Below are 16,376 nucleotides of genomic sequence, written 5' to 3'. Positions count from 1 at the left end.
CAATGGAGAACCATCGCCGCGTGCCCCCAGCCTCGCTTTTGGGTGATCGCGGATGGGCAAACAGCCTCGGAACAGAAGTGAAGACAGCCCGCTCCAGAGGGAGCGGGCTGCCGAAGGGCTCAGACAACATCAGGCGTGACCTATGGTCATGCCTCATGCGTAACGGGCGTCTAGCGTCTGTCGATGTGACCGCGAACGCCAGTGCGGCTCGTCACCTATCGACACACGGCCATTGCCGGGAAAGCCGAGCGTTCAAAACGCGGGACATCAAGCATAGATGTAGCCGCCCGACACGATGATGTTCTCCCCCGTCATATAAGTGTTCTTCGGCCCTCCCGCCATCAGCACCCATTCCGCCATTTCCCGAGGTTCGCCGCCCCGGCCGAGCGGGCTGGCCTTGGCCAGTTCGTCGAGGAACCCCTGCTCCCTGGCCTGCTGCGTGGCCATGCCAGCGGGCGCGACGGAATTGACCAGGATGCCGTCCGCCGCCACCTCCTGGGCAAAGCTGCGCGTGAGACTGACCACCGCGGCCTTGGTGGCGGCATAGTGAGCATTCTGAGGATGCGCCTTGAAGGCATCTACCGAGGTGATGTTGACGATCCGTCCGCGCACCCGGTCGAGAGGAGGCTGCTCACGCATATGGCGAATCGCAGCCACCGCCATGTGGTAAGTGCCCTTGACGTTGACGCCGTTGAGGGCATCCCAGTCGTCGTCGGTAATCTCGAGCATCGGCTTGCGCGGGAAGATCGCTGCGGAGTTGATCAAGGTATCGACGCGCCCCAGGGCTTCGGCAACCTCATTGAATGCCTCTCTCGCCGCCTTACCATGGCGAATGTCGCAACTGGTCCATGCCGTCGGCACCCCCTTCTCCCTGGCCGGGGCCAAGGCCGCCTCGGCCGCCTCGGGGTTCAGGTCGATAATACCCAGTGCGGCGGCGCCGGCCTCCACCGCCATTTCCGCGATCAGGGCACCCAGCCCCGCGCCACCACCGACGACGACGATTGATAAGCCTTTCATCTTGATCAGCTCCCTATTTCTGTTGACCGGCAGCAGCCACTTTCCGAGTCGGCACGATATCGAAGCGCGAGACATCTACCGTCGCTGGCATCGCCAGCACGGCATTGATCATCTCGGCCACATTCTCCGGTTGTACCGCCGAATGACCTGCATACATGGCGGCGCGTGTGTCTTCCGGCAGGATGTCGCGGTAGAGATTGGTCTCGATACGACCAGCCACGATCTCGGTGACCCGCACGCCATGGTCGGCCACATCGAGCCGCAGGGCCTGGGCGAAACTGCCGATTGCCGCCTTGGTGGCGCAATAGACCGCCATCTTGGCCACGGCGGTATGCCCCGCCGTCGAGCCGGTGAAGAACACATGCCCATGGCCGCGCCGGCACATGCCCGGAACGATCAAGTGCGTCAGCGCCACCTGGGCACTGAAATTGATCGTAATGGCCCGTTCGGTATCCACCGGATCGGCATCCTGAAACGCCCCCAGCGGCGGCATCATGCCCGCGTTGTTGACCAGGATGTCGATTTCCACCGCATCCAACGCCTGATGCACCGCCTCGCGGTCGGTCAGGTCCGCGGCCACCGGAGTGATCCCGTGGTCGTGCCGGAGCCGTGCCAACACCTCGGCATTGCGCCCCAAGGCCATCACCTGGTGCCCCTGCCGCGCCAGCTCGATGGCGATGGCATGACCCACGCCGCTGGTAGCCCCCGTCACTAACGCCTTGCTCATGGCCGCCTCCTTTGCCGTATCACCCAATGGCGGCCCTCATGGGGGCCGCCATCGCTTCGCCTGTCCTAGGCGGCTTGTTCACATCGAACACATGCCGCCATTTCACACCGTAACAGGCCGTTCATTGCGACACCTGTTTAGAGGCGCGAGCGTGAGACATCGTGGATATAGTCGGCCAGTTCCGAGTCGACCTTGCCAGACTGCCACTCGCCGTCCACCAGGACGGGGTCTTCGTTCTCTTCCCATCGCGCAAGGTCTTCAGGCGTTGCCTTGGGAACAAACCATCCCGTCCATCCCCACAGCAGATCGAAAAGCGGGCTCAGCCAGCAAGCGAAGGCGAACGGAGCATAGAGAATCGTCTGCACGCCGGTCACGCCGGCGATGAAGAGGCCCGCAGACGTCCAGGGAAACAGCGGGGCACACAGCGTCCCCGTGTCTTCCACGATGCGGGAGACGTTGGAGGTCGACAGCCCCTGCCCTCGGAAAGCAGGAGAGAAGGCTTGTCCCGCAATGGTATAGGCCACCCATTGGTCGCTGACCCCGGTGAGTCCAAGTGACGTCAATACCGTCCCCGTCACCAGCTTGCCCCGGGTGTTGAGCTTGGACACGATGGCAATGACGATTCTCTCGATGCTGCCGATTTTCAGCAGCAGGCCCCCGAACATCAGCGCGATGATCATCAGGGAAATGATATACATCATCGACATCAGGCCGCCTCGGCTAAGAAGAGCATCGAGATACTCCATGCCGGTCTGGACCTGATAGCCATTCAACATGGCATCAAAGAGCGCTCCGATAGAAATACCCTGCGCGAACAGTGCCACGATGCCGCCCACCAGGACCCCGGAGAACATTCCAGGCAATGCCGGCATTTTCTTGAAGCACATTCCCCCCGTCACGATGGCCGGAAGCAAAAGCACCAAGTTCAGGTTGAAGAATCCATTGATGGCGTCTTTTATTTCCGTCACCCGAGCCAGGCTCGCTTGCTCATCTACTGCACCATAGCCGATCACAGCATAGGCAATGAAGGCGATCAGCATGGCCGGCACGGTGGAGGGAAGCATATTGCGAATATGGGTCCAGAGATCGGTTCCCACCATGACAGGGACGGCATTGGTCGTATCGGACAACGGAGAGATCTTGTCACCAAAGAAGGCCCCCGAGATGACGGCCCCCGCCGTATAAGCGGCCGGCACGCCAAGTACTTCCCCGATGCCGATCAACGCGAGGCCAATCGTACCGGTCGTCCCCCAGGAAGTTCCCGTCAGCAGGGCCACAATGGAGCAGATAAGGCAAGCAATCGGCAGGAAAAACAGTGGCGAGATCAGGTCGACACCGACGATGACCAGGTAGGGGACGGTACCGGCGGCGATCCAGGTACTGATTAGCATTCCTATCGTCATCAGTATGCCGATGACGGGAATCGCCGGCTTGACCGCATGGATCATCCCCTCCTCAACCTCCTTCCAACTCAAGCCAAGGCCCAAGCCAATGGTCGCGGTGATCGCCACACCGATCACTAATGGGATATGCGGATCCCCATGAAAGATGAATATCTGTATTATCAGAAGGGAAAGCGTTAAAACGATAGGCACGATGGCCATAAACAGTGATATCTGTTTCTTGTCTTGGTTAGAAGCAATACTACTCATAACCCACCTCTCGATTGTTTATTGTTGAATAGTCTCACGAGAAAAATTCTCTACCTCATTAAACGTTCACCATCGACTCCTTGACGATCAGGATTTCACTCATGGTCACCCCCAAGGTCGAGATCACCCGGAAACCGTACCGACCCCGGGATTCATGATTCACTGAGGGTCAACGGCCTGCTTGATGCAGGGCATCGACTGACCCTCGACCGGCTCTCGCAGGCGCTCCACCAGGGCCAACTTCGAGCGTCCCTGCCCGTGCTCGGCCTGGCGCCAGGCACCTCCGACCAGCCCCCCATGCGTCTCCTCCATCGCCATGGCCTCCAAACACCGTTGCACTACGAGCCAGGCTGCCATATCGACATGCCCCGGACAGCGAAGAAGACACCCGAAACCCACAAGAAATACTTGCCATCGTCATCACATATTCGGGTAGTTGGGACCATCGCCGCCCTGAGGCACGGTCCAGGTGATGTTCTGCACGGGATCCTTGATGTCGCAGGTCTTGCAGTGCACGCAGTTGGCGAAGTTGACCTGGAATCGTGTCTCGCTGCCCTCTCCGGTGAACTCGTAGACGCCTGCCGGGCAGTAACGGGCGGATGGCCCGGCGAAGTCGGGCAGGTTACGACGTACGGGAATATCCGGATCGGCAAGTCTCAGGTGGCAGGGCTGACGCTCTTCATGGTTTGTCATGGCGTAACTGACACTAGTAAGCCGGTCGAAGGAGAGCTTGCCGTCGGGCTTGGGGTAGTCGATCGGCGCATGGTCCACCGCCTTGCCGGTGGCCTCGGCATCGCTTCCGCCGTGACCGAGCGTGCCGAACGGTGAGCGACCCAACAGCCGCTGCAACCAAAGCTCCATCCCCCCCAGCACCAACCCGCCTTTCCAGCCGAAGCGCGTCCACAACGGCTTGACGTTACGCACCGGCTTGAGGTCGTCGGCGATCGGACCGTTACGCAGAGCCTGTTCATAGGCCGTCAGGGTATCGCCCTGCCGACCCGCCTGGATCGCCTCATGGGCGGCCTCCGCGGCCGCCATGCCAGACAGCATCGCATTGTGGTTGCCCTTGATACGTGGCACGTTGACCAGGCCCACCGAACAGCCCAGCAGGGCGCCGCCGGGGAAAGCCGCCTTGGGCATCGATTGCCAGCCGCCCTCCGAGATGGCCCGCGCCCCGTAGGCCACGCGCTGACCGCCCTCCAGCAGCGCCGCCACCATCGGGTGATGCTTGAAACGCTGGAACTCCATGTAGGGATAGAGGTGCGGGTTCTTATAGTTAAGATGAACCACGAAGCCGAGAAAGACCTGGTGGTTCTCGCCGTGGTACAGGAAAGCGCCGCCACCGGCGTTGTCGCCCAGCGGCCACCCCATGCCATGGATCACCGTCCCCTCACGATGCTTGGCGGGATCGATTTCCCAGATCTCCTTCATGCCGAGGCCGAACTTCTGAGGCTCACGTCCCTCGGAGAGTCCATAGCGGTTAATCACTTCCTTGGAGAGCGAGCCCCGCACTCCCTCGCCCAGGAAGACGTACTTGGCGTGAAGCTCCATGCCGGGCTCGTAGGCCGGCCCCGGTGTGCCGTCGGACTGCTTGCCGAACTCTCCGGCCACCACGCCACTGACCTCACCATCGGCACCATAGAGCAGCTCGGAGCAGGCCATCCCGGGGAACACCTCGACACCCAACGCCTCGGCCTGCTCGGCCAGCCAGCGGCAGACGTTGCCCATCGAGACGATATAGTTGCCCTCATTGTGTATTGATGGCGGCATGGCCCAGTTAGGCAGCCGCGTTTTCCCGGTCTCGCTCAGCACATAGAAGCGGTCATCGGTCACGGGAACGGATACCGGAGCGCCCCGCTCACGCCAGTCGGGTAGCAACGCCTCCAGGCCAACCGGATCCAGCACGGCGCCGGAAAGGATGTGAGCCCCGACTTCAGAGCCCTTCTCCAGAACGATGACGTTGAGATCACCATCCAGTTGCTTGAGGCGGATGGATGCCGACAGCCCCGCGGGTCCGGCCCCGACGATGAGCACGTCACATTCCATCGATTCTCGCTGAGGATCGGTCATACCTTCCCCCTTCTTGTTGGGAGTCTTTGGAAGCCTGTTATCCGCGAGTCGGGGGCGATAGCCTTACTTAAGTCGCCCGTGAAGCGTCGCCCCGGCGAACGAGGCACTCCGACTCGATGGAGCCCCGGTACCGGAGGCACGCTTGATGACTCGAGGTGGGATCGAGGCGCCACGGCTTTATCGCCAGGAAATGATCGTCTGCGCCCCGAGGGGGTGCGGACCACGCCAGGCGTGGCCCGTCTTGGCATCGTCAGCCGAGCTTTTTGGTCAGCTCGGGAACGACATCGAAGAGGTCGCCCACCAGGCCGTAATCGGCCACCTGGAAGATCGGGGCCTCCTCGTCCTTGTTGATGGCGACGATGATCTTGCTGTCCTTCATGCCAGCCAGATGCTGGATCGCGCCGGAGATACCACAGGCGATGTAGAGCTCCGGCGCCACGACCTTGCCGGTCTGGCCGACCTGCCAGTCATTGGGGGCATACCCCGCATCCACAGCCGCCCGCGACGCGCCGAGGGCCCCGTCGAGACGATCGGCCAGTTGTTCGAGAACGCTGAAACTCTCCTTGGAGCCCACGCCTCGACCACCGGACACCACCACGCGAGCAGACGTCAGCACTGGCCGATCACTGTGATCGAAGTAGTCCTCGACCCAGCGACTCGGGGAGGAGTCCGACACTGCGACCACCTGGCCATCATCCACCGAGGCCTCACCGCTTTCTTGGGCGGCTTCGAAAGCCGTGGTTCGCACCGTCACGACCTTGATCGGATCGCTGGAAGTCACAGTCTGAAGGGCATTACCCGCATAGATCGGACGCTCGAAGGTCGCCGGGTCGATGACGGCGGTGATGTCGGTGATCACCATGACATCGAGCAGCGCGGCCGCCCGCGGCATGATGTTCTTGGCCGTCGTCGTGGCGGGGGCGATTACGTGACTGAAGTCGCCGGCCATCGCACGGACCAGCTCGGCCATCGGCTCCGCCAGGCCATGGGCATAGCGCGGATCGTCGACGCGAATCACTCGCGAGACCCCACCCAGCCGGGCCGCCACTGCGGCAGCCTCGCCGACGCCGTCGCCGGCCACCAGCACCACAACCTCATCGTCGAGTTGCCTCGCGGCAGTCAGCGCCCTGGCCGTGGCATCGATCGCCAGCGCACCCTCGACCACCTCAGCTAGCAGCAAAACCGCCATTACACCACCCCCTCAGCTTTCAGTTTACCCACCAGCTCGTCGACCGAGCCGACCAGGACACCCCCTGCACGAGCGGAGGGCTCACGCGTCTTGATAACCCGGAGGCGCGGCATGAGATCGATACCGAAGTCGGCGGCCGTCCTCTCTTCGAGGGGCTTCTTCTTGGCCTTCATGATGTTGGGAAGCGAAGCGTAGCGCGGCTCGTTAAGCCGCAGGTCGGTCGTAATGATGGCGGGCAAGTCCACGGATACCACCTGCAGGCCACCGTCGACCTCACGGGTCACGTTGGCCTTGCCATCCTGGAGTTCGACCCGGGAGGCGAAGGTGGCCTGCCCCCAGCCAAGCAGCGCGCCCAGCATCTGGCCGGTAGCATTCATGTCATTGTCGATGGCCTGCTTGCCGGCAATGATCAGGTCCGGGTGCTCTTCTTCGGCCACCCTGGCGAGGATCTTGGCCACCGCCAGGGGTTCGATATCCTGGGCCTCACCGCTCTCGGCCAGCACCAAGATGGCGCGGTCGGCGCCCATTGCCATGGCTGCACGCAGGGTTTCCTGGGCCTGTTTGACGCCGATGGAGACCGCCACGACCTCTTCCAGGACGCCGCTCTCCTTGAGGCGAACCGCCTCCTCGACGGCAATCTCATCGAAGGGGTTCATGGCCATCTTGGCATTGGAGAGATCCACCCCTTCGCCATCCGGCCTTACCTTCACCTTCACGTTGTAGTCAATTACACGTTTAACTGGGACCAGAGCCTTCATTATTCTTGAACTCCTTCCTGTGCCAGGGATTCCCCGCCAATGCTAGCCACACGCTCAGAGCCCCTCTATCAACATTCCGCTGTGACACACAAGAATTTCTTGTCATAGCCTTTCATGCTCTCGTCCGGACCGCCAAGCCGGCTCACGGCCATCGTCATCGTGCTCCGCTCAGACGAGCCACTGAAAACGACCACGAAGCCAGCCAGAGCCACGGGCCGCTCGAGCGGCCCGTGGTAAGAGTGGCGCTTCCCTTCATCGCCAGTGATTGATCGTCGCGGCTCGCCGCAGCGTCCCTGACAAGCCCGTCCCCGGGAAACGGCGACGCGCTAGCGCATCATCTCGGGCAAACTCAACACCAGGGCCGGGAATAGAGTGATCGTGACCAGCAGCACGATTAGCAGCAGGAAATACGGCAGGGCCGCCCGGGCGATGAGCAGGATGTTCTCGCCTGTCAGGCTCTGCATCACGAACAGGTTGAATCCCACGGGCGGGGTAATCTGCGCAGCCTCGATGAGAATCACGACAAAGATACCAAACCAGATGAGGTCGAGGCCGGCAGCCTCCACTAGGGGCAACATCACGGAAGATGTCAGCACGATGATGGAAATGCCCTCGAGGAAGCACCCCATGATGAGGATTAACAGCGCCATCACCAGCAGCAAGGTGTAAGACGAGAAGCCGAAGCTTCCCACCCAGCCGGCCAGCTCCCGGGGCAGATCGATAAAGGCGACGGCGATCGACAGGCAGGAAGCGGCCGCGATGATAAAAGAGATCATGCACGAGGTCCTGACCGCTGCCATCAGGCCCTCTTGGAAGCTAGTCCAGTTCAGGGTCCGGTAGAGGGTGGAGAGCATCAGTGCCCCGATCACGCCGATGACTGCCGCCTCGGTCGGGGTGGCGATACCGGTATAAATCGAGCCGATCACAAAGACAACCAGCCCGATCGAGGGCAGCAACTGGGGCAGAACCGCGAGTCGACTGCGCCAGCTCGTGCGCTGATCCCGCTCGGGCATGCCATCCGGATTCAGCCGACTCCAGATCGCGACATAGCCCATATAGAGGACGATCAGCAGTAGACCGGGCACGATGCCAGCCATGAACAGGCGGCCTATCGACTGCTCCGCCGAGACCCCGTAGACGATCATGATGATTGAGGGCGGGATCAGCAGCCCCATGGTACCGGAGCCGGCCAGAGTGCCGATCGTCTGACGGATCGGGTAGCCTCGCCGGTTGAGCTCTGGCACGCTCATCCTGCCAATGGTCGCGCAGGTCACCGCCGAGGAGCCGGTGATCGCCGCCATCACGCCACAGCCCAGGATGTTGACGTGCAGCAGTCCGCCCGGCAGCCGCCCGACCCAGGGGGCTAGCCCTTGGAACATGTGGCGTGACAGATTGGAGCGGAACAGGATCTCTCCCATCCAGACGAAGAGCGGCAGCGAGGTCAACGCCCAGCTCCAACTGGCATCCCAAAGGGTCGATGCCATCAATGCCCCCATCGGGGCGGGCGTGAACAGCGCCATCATAACCATCCCAGCCGACAGCAGGGTCACCGATACCCAGATCCCGGAGGCGAGAAAGCCGAAAACGAACACCGCAAGGATGATTGCAGCAAGTGCCGTGGTATCCATCATTGTCCTCACTCGGAAAGAGGGGAATCGCCATCCGTGTCGTAGCAAGGGGCACGCCCCAGCAACATACCAATCAACTCTTCGAGTAGAGCGACGGCGAAGAGCGTGATGCCCAGCGTCACCCCGGCCTGGGGAATCCAGAACGGGATGGCCAGTAGTCCGGGGCTCACATCGTGGAAGCGATGGGATTGCACCGTCAGCGTGAGGACGTGCCAGGCAAGGAAGGCGATGGCCACGATGGCCAGGGTGCAATTGACGATCTCAACGACACGGCGCGCACGTCGCGGCAGACGATCCAGCGTCAGGGTGATCCTCACGTGGCCTCCGGCGCGGAAAGTATGTGCGAGACCGAGGAAAGTCGCGGCGGCCAGGCAGAAACCGGCCAGCTCGGTGGCCTCGAAGGTCACACCCAGCATCCGACAACCCAACTGGATCACGATGGTCACGCCGATCCCGACCAAAAAGAGTGCGGCAAGAAAGCCCGCCGCCGAGTAGAGCCTATCCAGAGTATGTCTCATCGTCGTAGCCTCCCGTGGCAGGTAAAGGTATCAGTCGAGCGACGCCCGATACGCTCGGTAGACAGCCTGCTCATCGGGATCGGCATCCTCGAGCCACTCCGCGATCAGCTCCTCACCGATCTCATCGATGCGCGCCAGTACATCTTCCGGGGCTTCGGCGATCTGCATGCCATGTTCCTCGAGCACCCGAACGCGCTCCTCTCCAGCGGCTTCGGCCATCTCCCAAGCTCGTTCGGTGGCACGTCGGCCCTCCTCGAGCACCACCTGCCGTACGTCCTCGGGCAGCGAGCGGAAGGCCCGCTCGTTCACGATAACGGCATTCTTCTGGTGCATTGTGCCGGTATAGGTGAACACATCGAGATACTCCCAGGCCTGGATGTCGGTGCCGGTCTGAGCGGAGGTCCACAAGGCTTCGATCATGTTGGTAGCGAAGGCCTGAGGCACCTCGGCGAACGGCAGAATGATGGCATCGGCGCCGAGCCCCTCCCCCAACTGCTGAGTCTGCTGCGAATAGATCCGCAGCTTGATGCCCTCAAGGTCCTCTAGGGAGTCGATGGACTCGCTGGTATAGAACCCCTGCCCCGGCCAGGGCTCATAGGCCAGAATGCGCATGCCATCCTGGGCGAAACGCTCATCGAATAGGGGGGCCTGGGCTTCCATCAACTGCCGGGCCTCCTCCAGGGTGGTCGCCACTCCGGGGATGTTGTCGAGGTTGTAAAGCTCGTCTTCGTTCCCGTAGACGCTGAGGCGAATCTCGCCGGCCTGTATATGGCCCGCCTGGACGGCGCGCTTGATGCTATCGAGCTTGATCAAGCTGTCATTCGAACGCAGGTCGATCTTCAGTCGGCCATCGGTGCGAGCTTCGACGGCTTCGGTGAACTGACGCAGGTTCTGGGTGAAGAAACTGCTCTCGGGGTAGCCCGACGCCATGATCCAGGTGGTATCGGCAAGGGCGGGGAAAGCTGCCAGGGAAGCGGCAGCCGCCAGCGTCACGGAACGCAACAGGGGCAGGAAAGTCATTAGAATCTCCATCTATGAGTTATTGAAGTAATAAGCGATGGGGGATGCCGACACCTCGAAGGGCGCTGTTGATAGAATAGTATTTAGCGCAGCGCTCTTCAGGTTGGCGGCATCACTCCTTAAACCCTGGCGAAGTCGAAAAAGGGAATAAATCAATTAACCCTACAATTAGGAAAGAATATCTTGCCCTAAAAACAAACCAGAGGACACAAACGGCACGTGTGAACACACAAGTCAAACGGTAGATACCGCCAAGTACAGACGACCGACAGATGAGATCTAGGTTTTTAAATTTCTGACAGGGATTTTTTCGACGCTGCTTACCCACACGACTCAAAGCATTAACCCAGGAAGTGTCCAAATTCGTTGGCAAGATCACACTACGTTCCCGTGACTAATCAAACCCTGGCAAGGCTTGAGTCAGTAATCATCGGCGGCTAACTATGGGCCATGGCTCCCTGCCCCTTGATAGACGATCTTGTGTACTTCATCCAGCTGCATGTCGTGTGGCCGCCCCAGGCTTCTCCATCAGGACGGCGTGCCGGGCATGCCGTCGAGGCCCTATTCCCCACCGACGCAGGCTTCATCCGCTTCAGCCTGACAAGGGGGGACGATCAGCTAGGCGAAGACTGGCAACACCTGGAAGCTTACGCCAGCGAGCATGTAGTCAAATCTGATACTTAGGCCATCGGGTGTAGTGGATTCGAGATGGGATCAAGTCACCAGGCTCCCTCAAACAGCCGCCACACCATCGGCCGGGGCGGGTCTTTCCCGCTAGTGATATCTCCTGTCAAGCGATCGTCCTCTGTCTCAGGCCGTGCGCGCTCCATATCCGCGCCTCCTTCCCGCCCTCGACTCATTCAAGCGTCCCGCCAGCAAGCGGCGCCGTGGCTCGCCGCTTGGTGCACGACGCTAAGATAAGCCAGTTATTCTTGATGTGTACCCGGCAGGTGATGACCTCGCCATCCCTGAGTACCGCGTTGACAGGCTTTAATCGGGCCACAACAACGACAAGAAAAACTTGTCAAAATGCGGATTTTCTTGATTTATCCACTTCCCGGCCTGGGCGCAAGATCTAGTGAAACGAAAACGATCGGGTAACGCCGCGTGATGGTGATCGGAGGCTGATCAGCTCCAAAGCATACAGATACTGCTGCTCATGCCCATATCGGAACCAAGGCAATTTTCCCGATGTGAACATATCGCCCGAGGCTCTGACTCCGCTGATGAGCAATCATTCCGAGGACAGAGACGAACGAGCAGTAACTAAAAATATTGGTGACCCCCAGCGTATAGCCAATCTGAAGCCGGGCAACGCAGCCCATTCTGCTTGAACCCAGTAGCATAAGGATATTTTAAAATGATTAGTTCAACAGACCCCAATCGGAATCGTATTCCAAGCAATATTAGCCCTGACGAATGGGAAGCTCGCGTCCAGCTTGCCGCAGCCTACAGGTTAGCAGCCAGGTTTGGCTTGACTGATCTCATCTATACGCACTTGTCCGTACGCGTACCGGGGACAACAGATCAGTTCCTGATCAACCCCCATGGATGGTTCTTCGATGAAATCACGGCCTCTAGCCTCGTAAAAATTGATACTGAGGGAAGGCCAATTGACGACCAACGATTTGAGGTCAATGCAGCGGGCTTCACAATTCATAGTGCCCTTCACCAGGCCAGGCATGATGTTGAGTGTGTTGTGCATTTACATACGACAGCTGGTATGGCTGTTGCAGCGCTCGAATGCGGGCTTTTACCTCTCAACCAAATTAGCATGCAATTCTACAATCGTGTTGCTTACCATGATTACGAAGGAATCTCACTGGACCTAGACGAGCGTGAGCGCATCGTATCATCGATAGGCGATTCGAATTTCTTGATCTTGAGGAACCATGGGCTTTTAACAACAGGCCGGTCTGTCGCAGAAGCCTTTACACGAATGTTTTACTTGGACAAGGCTTGTGACATTCAAGTCAAAACGCTATCGATGGGCAAGCAGGTCACCATCCCCTCCCAAGAAGTCTGCGAGCACGCTGCTAAGCAACATGACGACTATGCTTACTTAGATACAGTGCATTTGGACCGAGAATGGACGGCCCTTCTTAGGCTGCTCGATCGGGATGGCGAGGATTACCGCTGCTAACTAGCCAGTTAGTCCATAGAGGACGGCAAGCCAATCACCTTCTACGATATCTCCTCGTGGGGAGATATAAGAAAGATATTTCAGGTAACAAGAGACGATATGAAGCCCTCTTTCCCCCTGGCCATGGTCGGCCTCGCCGCCGGCCCCCTGCTGGTCGGCTGCGGCGATGACACCAGCAGCAAGCCAAATATCGCCATCGGCCCGCCCGCCAGCACTGCCCAGAATGTGTCACAGCTGATCCTCGATGCCTACGGTATCGGCGAAGACGCCTACACCACCTATCAGGAAGGCTTCGGGGCCGCCCTGGACGGCGTGCAGGATGGCAATATCGATGTCTCTATCGGCCTACTCGGCCTGCCCTCGGGAAGCATCGAGAACCTTCAAGCTGCCAGCGGCGATGCGCGCCTGATCGGCCTCAGCGATGCGGCCATCGACTACCTCGAGACCAACAGCGCCTATCGCCGCTTTACCATTCCCGCCGGCAGCTACGCCTTCCAGGGAGAGGACGTCGATACCGTCACCGCCTATGCCGTGCTGGTGGGCAGCACCGACACCATCGGCGAGGAGCTGGGCTACGAGCTGGCGCGCCTGATGCATGAGCATGCCGAAGAGAACACCCACGCCCAGTCGGCCTTCATGACCCTGGAGAACGCCCTCAACGGCTCCGAGGGCCTGCCGATCCACCCGGGCGCCAAACGCTACTATGAGGAGCAGGGCCTGACCGTGACCAATCCGGTGGCCGAGCTGGGTGAGAGCGAGGAGAAGCGCGAGTTCATCCTCGGCACCGGCAGCCAGGGCGGCACCTATTATCCGCTGGGCGGCGAGATGGCCACCATCTGGAATCGCTACCTGGATGAGCAGAACTTCACCAATATCGAGACCGGCGCCTCCATCGAGAACCTGGTCAGCATCCGCGACGGTCGCATGGACCTGGGCATGACCGTGCATGCCCCGGCACAGGACGCCGTGGCCGGCCAGGGCGAATTCGAGGGTGCCCAGGTGGATAACGTCGCCTTTATCGGCCACATCTATCCGGAAGTCCTCCAGATCGTCTCCCGGGAAGGCTCCGACTTCACCGCCTTCGACGATCTCGCCAACTGATTCGATCCCCCCGCGGCGCCGCCGGGCCCTCCGGCGGCGCCGCCTTTCGTGAGGCCTTGAACCGTGGTTAAAAAAAAACCGCTGACGATGCGTCCGTACTAGATCAGTACGATCGCGAATCCGCTACCCGCCTTCATCTCGGCAAGTGGGCCTGGCTGGTGACCCTGATGGGGGTCTCGCTGACCGGCTTCCACCTCTATACCGGCTACTTCGGGACCCTGCCCTCCCAGCAACAGGGCGCCGTTCACCTGGGCCTGGCCCTGGGCATGATCTTTATCCTCTTCCCCGCCACCCGGGGCAGCGGCAGTCGCGCCCGCGTCCCCTGGTATGACGTGATCCTCGCCTTCGCCGCCACCTTTACCGCCTACTACAAGATCCTCTTCTACGAAGAGGTGCTGCGCGCCCGGGTCACCGGCTACTCGACCCTCGATTTGGCCACCGCCCTGCTGGGGGTGCTCTTCGTGCTGGAGGCCACCCGCCGCACCGTGGGGGTTCCCATCGTGATCATGGCCGCCCTGGCCATCGGCTATGCCCTGTTCGGCAACCATATTCCCAGCCAGATGCTCTCGCACCCGGGCTTCTCCCTCGGCGAGGTGTCGCCCTACCTGTGGTTCCGCGAGAGCGGCGTCTTCGGTACGCCCCTGCAAATCTCGGCGCGCTTTATCTTCCTGTTCCTGTTCTTCGGCGTGGTGCTGATGCACACCGGGGTGGGCCGCTTCTTCAATGACCTGGCCTTCGCGGTCACCGGCCGCTTCACCGGTGGCGCCGGCAAGGCCGCGGTCATGGCCAGCTCCTTCCAGGGCATGATCTCCGGCAGCTCCATCGGCAACACCGTCGCCTCCGGTTCCTTCACCATCCCGATGATGAAGAATGCCCGCTTCAAGCCCGAAGTCGCCGGCGCCGCCGAGGCCTCCGCCTCCACCGGCGGCCAGATCATGCCACCGCTGATGGGGGCCGCCGCCTTTATCATGGTCGAGTACGTGGGCGTCTCCTACCGGGAGATCATGTTCTCGGCGCTGATTCCCGCGCTGCTCTACTTCGCCGGCATCTTTATCGGCGTGCACTTCGAGGCCAGGCGTCACCGTATCCTCGGCCTGCCCAAGGATCAACTGCCCAGCAAGCGCAAGCTGATGCTGGAGAAGGGCTATATGCTGCTGCCGCTGCTGGTGATCGTCGGCACCATCAGCCTAGGCTTCACCGCCCAGCGTGCCGCCCTGCTGGGCATCGCCTGCGCCTTCGCCGTGGGCATGATCCGCAAGGAGACCCGCCCCTCCCTGGCCGGCCTGGTGAAGATCTTCGAGCAAGGCGCCCGGGTGGCCCTGCCGGTGATTGCCGCCGTCGCCAGCGCCGGCATCATCGCCGGGGTCGTCGGCATGACCGGCCTGGGCTCCAAGTTCGCCGCCGGCATCATCAGCCTGGCCGACGGCGTGCTGATCCTGGCGCTGCTGTTCACCATGGTGGCCTGTATCGTGCTGGGCATGGGCCTGCCCACCACGGCCAACTACGTGGTGACCGCCACCATCGCCGCGCCCGCCCTGATCAACGAGTTCGGCCTGCCGCCCATGGCGGTGCACCTCTTCGTGTTCTACTTCGGGATCATCGCCGATATCACCCCGCCGGTCTGCCTGGCGGCCTTCGCCGGCGCCGGGATCGCCGGCGCCAACCCCATGAAGACCGGCTTTACCGCCGTCAAGCTGGCCATCGGCGCCTTTATCATCCCCTACGCCTTTATCTATAACCCCATGCTGGTGATGGTGGATGCCACCCTGCCCGGCCTGCTGGCGGCGGTGCTCTTCTCGCTGCTCGGCATCATGGGCGTCAGCAGCGCCCTGATCGGGCATTTCGTCAGAGATTCCCTGCCCTGGGAACGCCTGGTACTGTTGGCGGCCGGACTGGCCATGGTGGTTCCCGAGCCGCTGACCAGCGGTGTCGGCCTGTTGGCCATGGCCCTGGTGGCCTGGTGTCAGTCGCGGCGCCCAGTCCACCAGGATCTGGCATCCCCTGCATCATGAGCTAGTACTATTGTGTCAAAAATATCGCCGTCTACTGTATAAGACCATCACAATTCCCTGGTACAACACCCAGCGCAGCGTGGTGATGGAATCGCTCACGTGGCGCTGGGCTCGGACGAGTCCGTGGGCAGTAATCTGTGGGTAAGGCAGGTACCGGGAAGTGATGGATTTTTTTGTCTCATCGCAGATCAGTTTGAAGCTACGGCATAGCTGATTTGCACCCCGCCGCCGCCCGCCTACCGGGCGCTGCAGGTCCTGCCACAACGCCGGGCTACTCTCGTCAGGGCTCGGGTAGCGATTCAGCAGGTAATGGGGAGCTCACGGGGTAAGCCGCGCGGGGCTTGGCCCAGTACAGCAAAAAATCACCCTCTCGCTGGGCGCTGTCCCGGGGTGGGACAAGGCGTTGCGGGAGGGTGGCTAAGGAGCCTATTGGTGCTGGTCAGGATCGCCCTGCGGGCGACCAAGGCGCCTGACGGCGCCAATCGCGCGGATTCCGCCGGTCCGACGCTTCGGCGATATCGCCCGAAGTGCGATCCTGGCT

12 protein-coding genes are annotated in these 16,376 nt (G+C 61.0%); 3 read left to right on the top strand and 9 right to left on the bottom strand.

The window, feature by feature from the left end; genetic code table 11:
• Positions 1–267 precede the first annotated feature (267 nt).
• The 9 genes from NFU04_RS04910 to NFU04_RS04870 form a co-directional block, all read right to left on the bottom strand.
• Positions 268–1,017, bottom strand: a complete 750-nt coding sequence (locus NFU04_RS04910) for an SDR family NAD(P)-dependent oxidoreductase (RefSeq protein ID WP_251308381.1) — start codon at positions 1,015–1,017, stop codon at positions 268–270.
• Between the two features lie 13 nt (positions 1,018–1,030).
• A complete protein-coding gene (locus tag NFU04_RS04905) occupies positions 1,031–1,744 on the bottom strand; it encodes an SDR family oxidoreductase (RefSeq protein ID WP_251308380.1) in 714 nt (237 codons plus the stop codon).
• Positions 1,745–1,881: 137 nt separating this feature from the next.
• Complete coding sequence (gene nhaC, locus NFU04_RS04900; protein WP_251308379.1) at positions 1,882–3,396, bottom strand: Na+/H+ antiporter NhaC; 1,515 nt, start codon at positions 3,394–3,396, stop codon at positions 1,882–1,884.
• 420 nt (positions 3,397–3,816) lie between these two features.
• Complete coding sequence (locus NFU04_RS04895) at positions 3,817–5,466, bottom strand: electron transfer flavoprotein-ubiquinone oxidoreductase (RefSeq protein ID WP_251308378.1); 1,650 nt, start codon at positions 5,464–5,466, stop codon at positions 3,817–3,819.
• 250 nt (positions 5,467–5,716) lie between these two features.
• Positions 5,717–6,655, bottom strand: a complete 939-nt coding sequence (locus NFU04_RS04890; RefSeq protein WP_251308377.1) for an electron transfer flavoprotein subunit alpha/FixB family protein — start codon at positions 6,653–6,655, stop codon at positions 5,717–5,719.
• Positions 6,655–7,413, bottom strand: coding sequence for an electron transfer flavoprotein subunit beta/FixA family protein (locus NFU04_RS04885; protein WP_251308376.1), 759 nt, complete (start codon positions 7,411–7,413; stop codon positions 6,655–6,657). Before NFU04_RS04885 ends, NFU04_RS04890 begins: the two co-directional genes overlap by 1 nt.
• A gap of 326 nt (positions 7,414–7,739) precedes the next feature.
• A complete protein-coding gene (locus NFU04_RS04880) occupies positions 7,740–9,041 on the bottom strand; it encodes a TRAP transporter large permease subunit (protein WP_251308473.1) in 1,302 nt (433 codons plus the stop codon).
• Positions 9,042–9,049: 8 nt separating this feature from the next.
• A complete protein-coding gene (locus tag NFU04_RS04875) occupies positions 9,050–9,559 on the bottom strand; it encodes a TRAP transporter small permease (RefSeq protein ID WP_251308375.1) in 510 nt (169 codons plus the stop codon).
• A gap of 30 nt (positions 9,560–9,589) precedes the next feature.
• On the bottom strand, positions 9,590–10,579 hold the full coding sequence (locus NFU04_RS04870) for a TRAP transporter substrate-binding protein (RefSeq protein WP_251308374.1): 990 nt from the start codon (positions 10,577–10,579) through the stop codon (positions 9,590–9,592).
• A 1,360-nt stretch (positions 10,580–11,939) separates the two neighbouring features.
• Here NFU04_RS04870 and NFU04_RS04865 point away from each other — a divergent pair.
• The 3 genes from NFU04_RS04865 (at position 11,940) to NFU04_RS04855 (ending at position 15,835) form a co-directional block, all read left to right on the top strand.
• Complete coding sequence (locus NFU04_RS04865; protein ID WP_251308373.1) at positions 11,940–12,722, top strand: class II aldolase/adducin family protein; 783 nt, start codon at positions 11,940–11,942, stop codon at positions 12,720–12,722.
• A 99-nt stretch (positions 12,723–12,821) separates the two neighbouring features.
• On the top strand, positions 12,822–13,823 hold the full coding sequence (locus NFU04_RS04860) for a TAXI family TRAP transporter solute-binding subunit (RefSeq protein WP_251308372.1): 1,002 nt from the start codon (positions 12,822–12,824) through the stop codon (positions 13,821–13,823).
• Between the two features lie 158 nt (positions 13,824–13,981).
• A complete protein-coding gene (locus tag NFU04_RS04855; RefSeq protein ID WP_285835116.1) occupies positions 13,982–15,835 on the top strand; it encodes a TRAP transporter permease in 1,854 nt (617 codons plus the stop codon).
• The last annotated feature ends 541 nt before the right edge of the window (positions 15,836–16,376 follow it).

Origin of the sequence: Halomonas sp. NCCP-2165, from assembly GCF_023708045.1 — a bacterium.
Classification (GTDB): Bacteria; Pseudomonadota; Gammaproteobacteria; order Pseudomonadales; family Halomonadaceae; genus Bisbaumannia; species Bisbaumannia pacifica.
Note: the sequence above shows the minus strand (reverse complement) of the source record. Positions and strands in the feature narration are given on the sequence as shown.

What these genes read in the sequence shown, in the direction of transcription:
- nhaC (WP_251308379.1), bottom strand. Translation starts at nt 3,396, where the DNA reads ATGAGTAGTATTGCTTCTAACCAAGACAAGAAACAGATATCACTGTTT.
- NFU04_RS04895 (WP_251308378.1), bottom strand. Translation starts at nt 5,466, where the DNA reads ATGACCGATCCTCAGCGAGAATCGATGGAATGTGACGTGCTCATCGTC.
- NFU04_RS04870 (WP_251308374.1), bottom strand. Translation starts at nt 10,579, where the DNA reads ATGACTTTCCTGCCCCTGTTGCGTTCCGTGACGCTGGCGGCTGCCGCT.
- NFU04_RS04875 (WP_251308375.1), bottom strand. Translation starts at nt 9,559, where the DNA reads ATGAGACATACTCTGGATAGGCTCTACTCGGCGGCGGGCTTTCTTGCC.
- NFU04_RS04880 (WP_251308473.1), bottom strand. Translation starts at nt 9,041, where the DNA reads ATGGATACCACGGCACTTGCTGCAATCATCCTTGCGGTGTTCGTTTTC.
- NFU04_RS04885 (WP_251308376.1), bottom strand. Translation starts at nt 7,413, where the DNA reads ATGAAGGCTCTGGTCCCAGTTAAACGTGTAATTGACTACAACGTGAAG.
- NFU04_RS04860 (WP_251308372.1), top strand. Translation starts at nt 12,822, where the DNA reads ATGAAGCCCTCTTTCCCCCTGGCCATGGTCGGCCTCGCCGCCGGCCCC.
- NFU04_RS04890 (WP_251308377.1), bottom strand. Translation starts at nt 6,655, where the DNA reads ATGGCGGTTTTGCTGCTAGCTGAGGTGGTCGAGGGTGCGCTGGCGATC.
- NFU04_RS04865 (WP_251308373.1), top strand. Translation starts at nt 11,940, where the DNA reads ATGATTAGTTCAACAGACCCCAATCGGAATCGTATTCCAAGCAATATT.
- NFU04_RS04910 (WP_251308381.1), bottom strand. Translation starts at nt 1,017, where the DNA reads ATGAAAGGCTTATCAATCGTCGTCGTCGGTGGTGGCGCGGGGCTGGGT.
- NFU04_RS04905 (WP_251308380.1), bottom strand. Translation starts at nt 1,744, where the DNA reads ATGAGCAAGGCGTTAGTGACGGGGGCTACCAGCGGCGTGGGTCATGCC.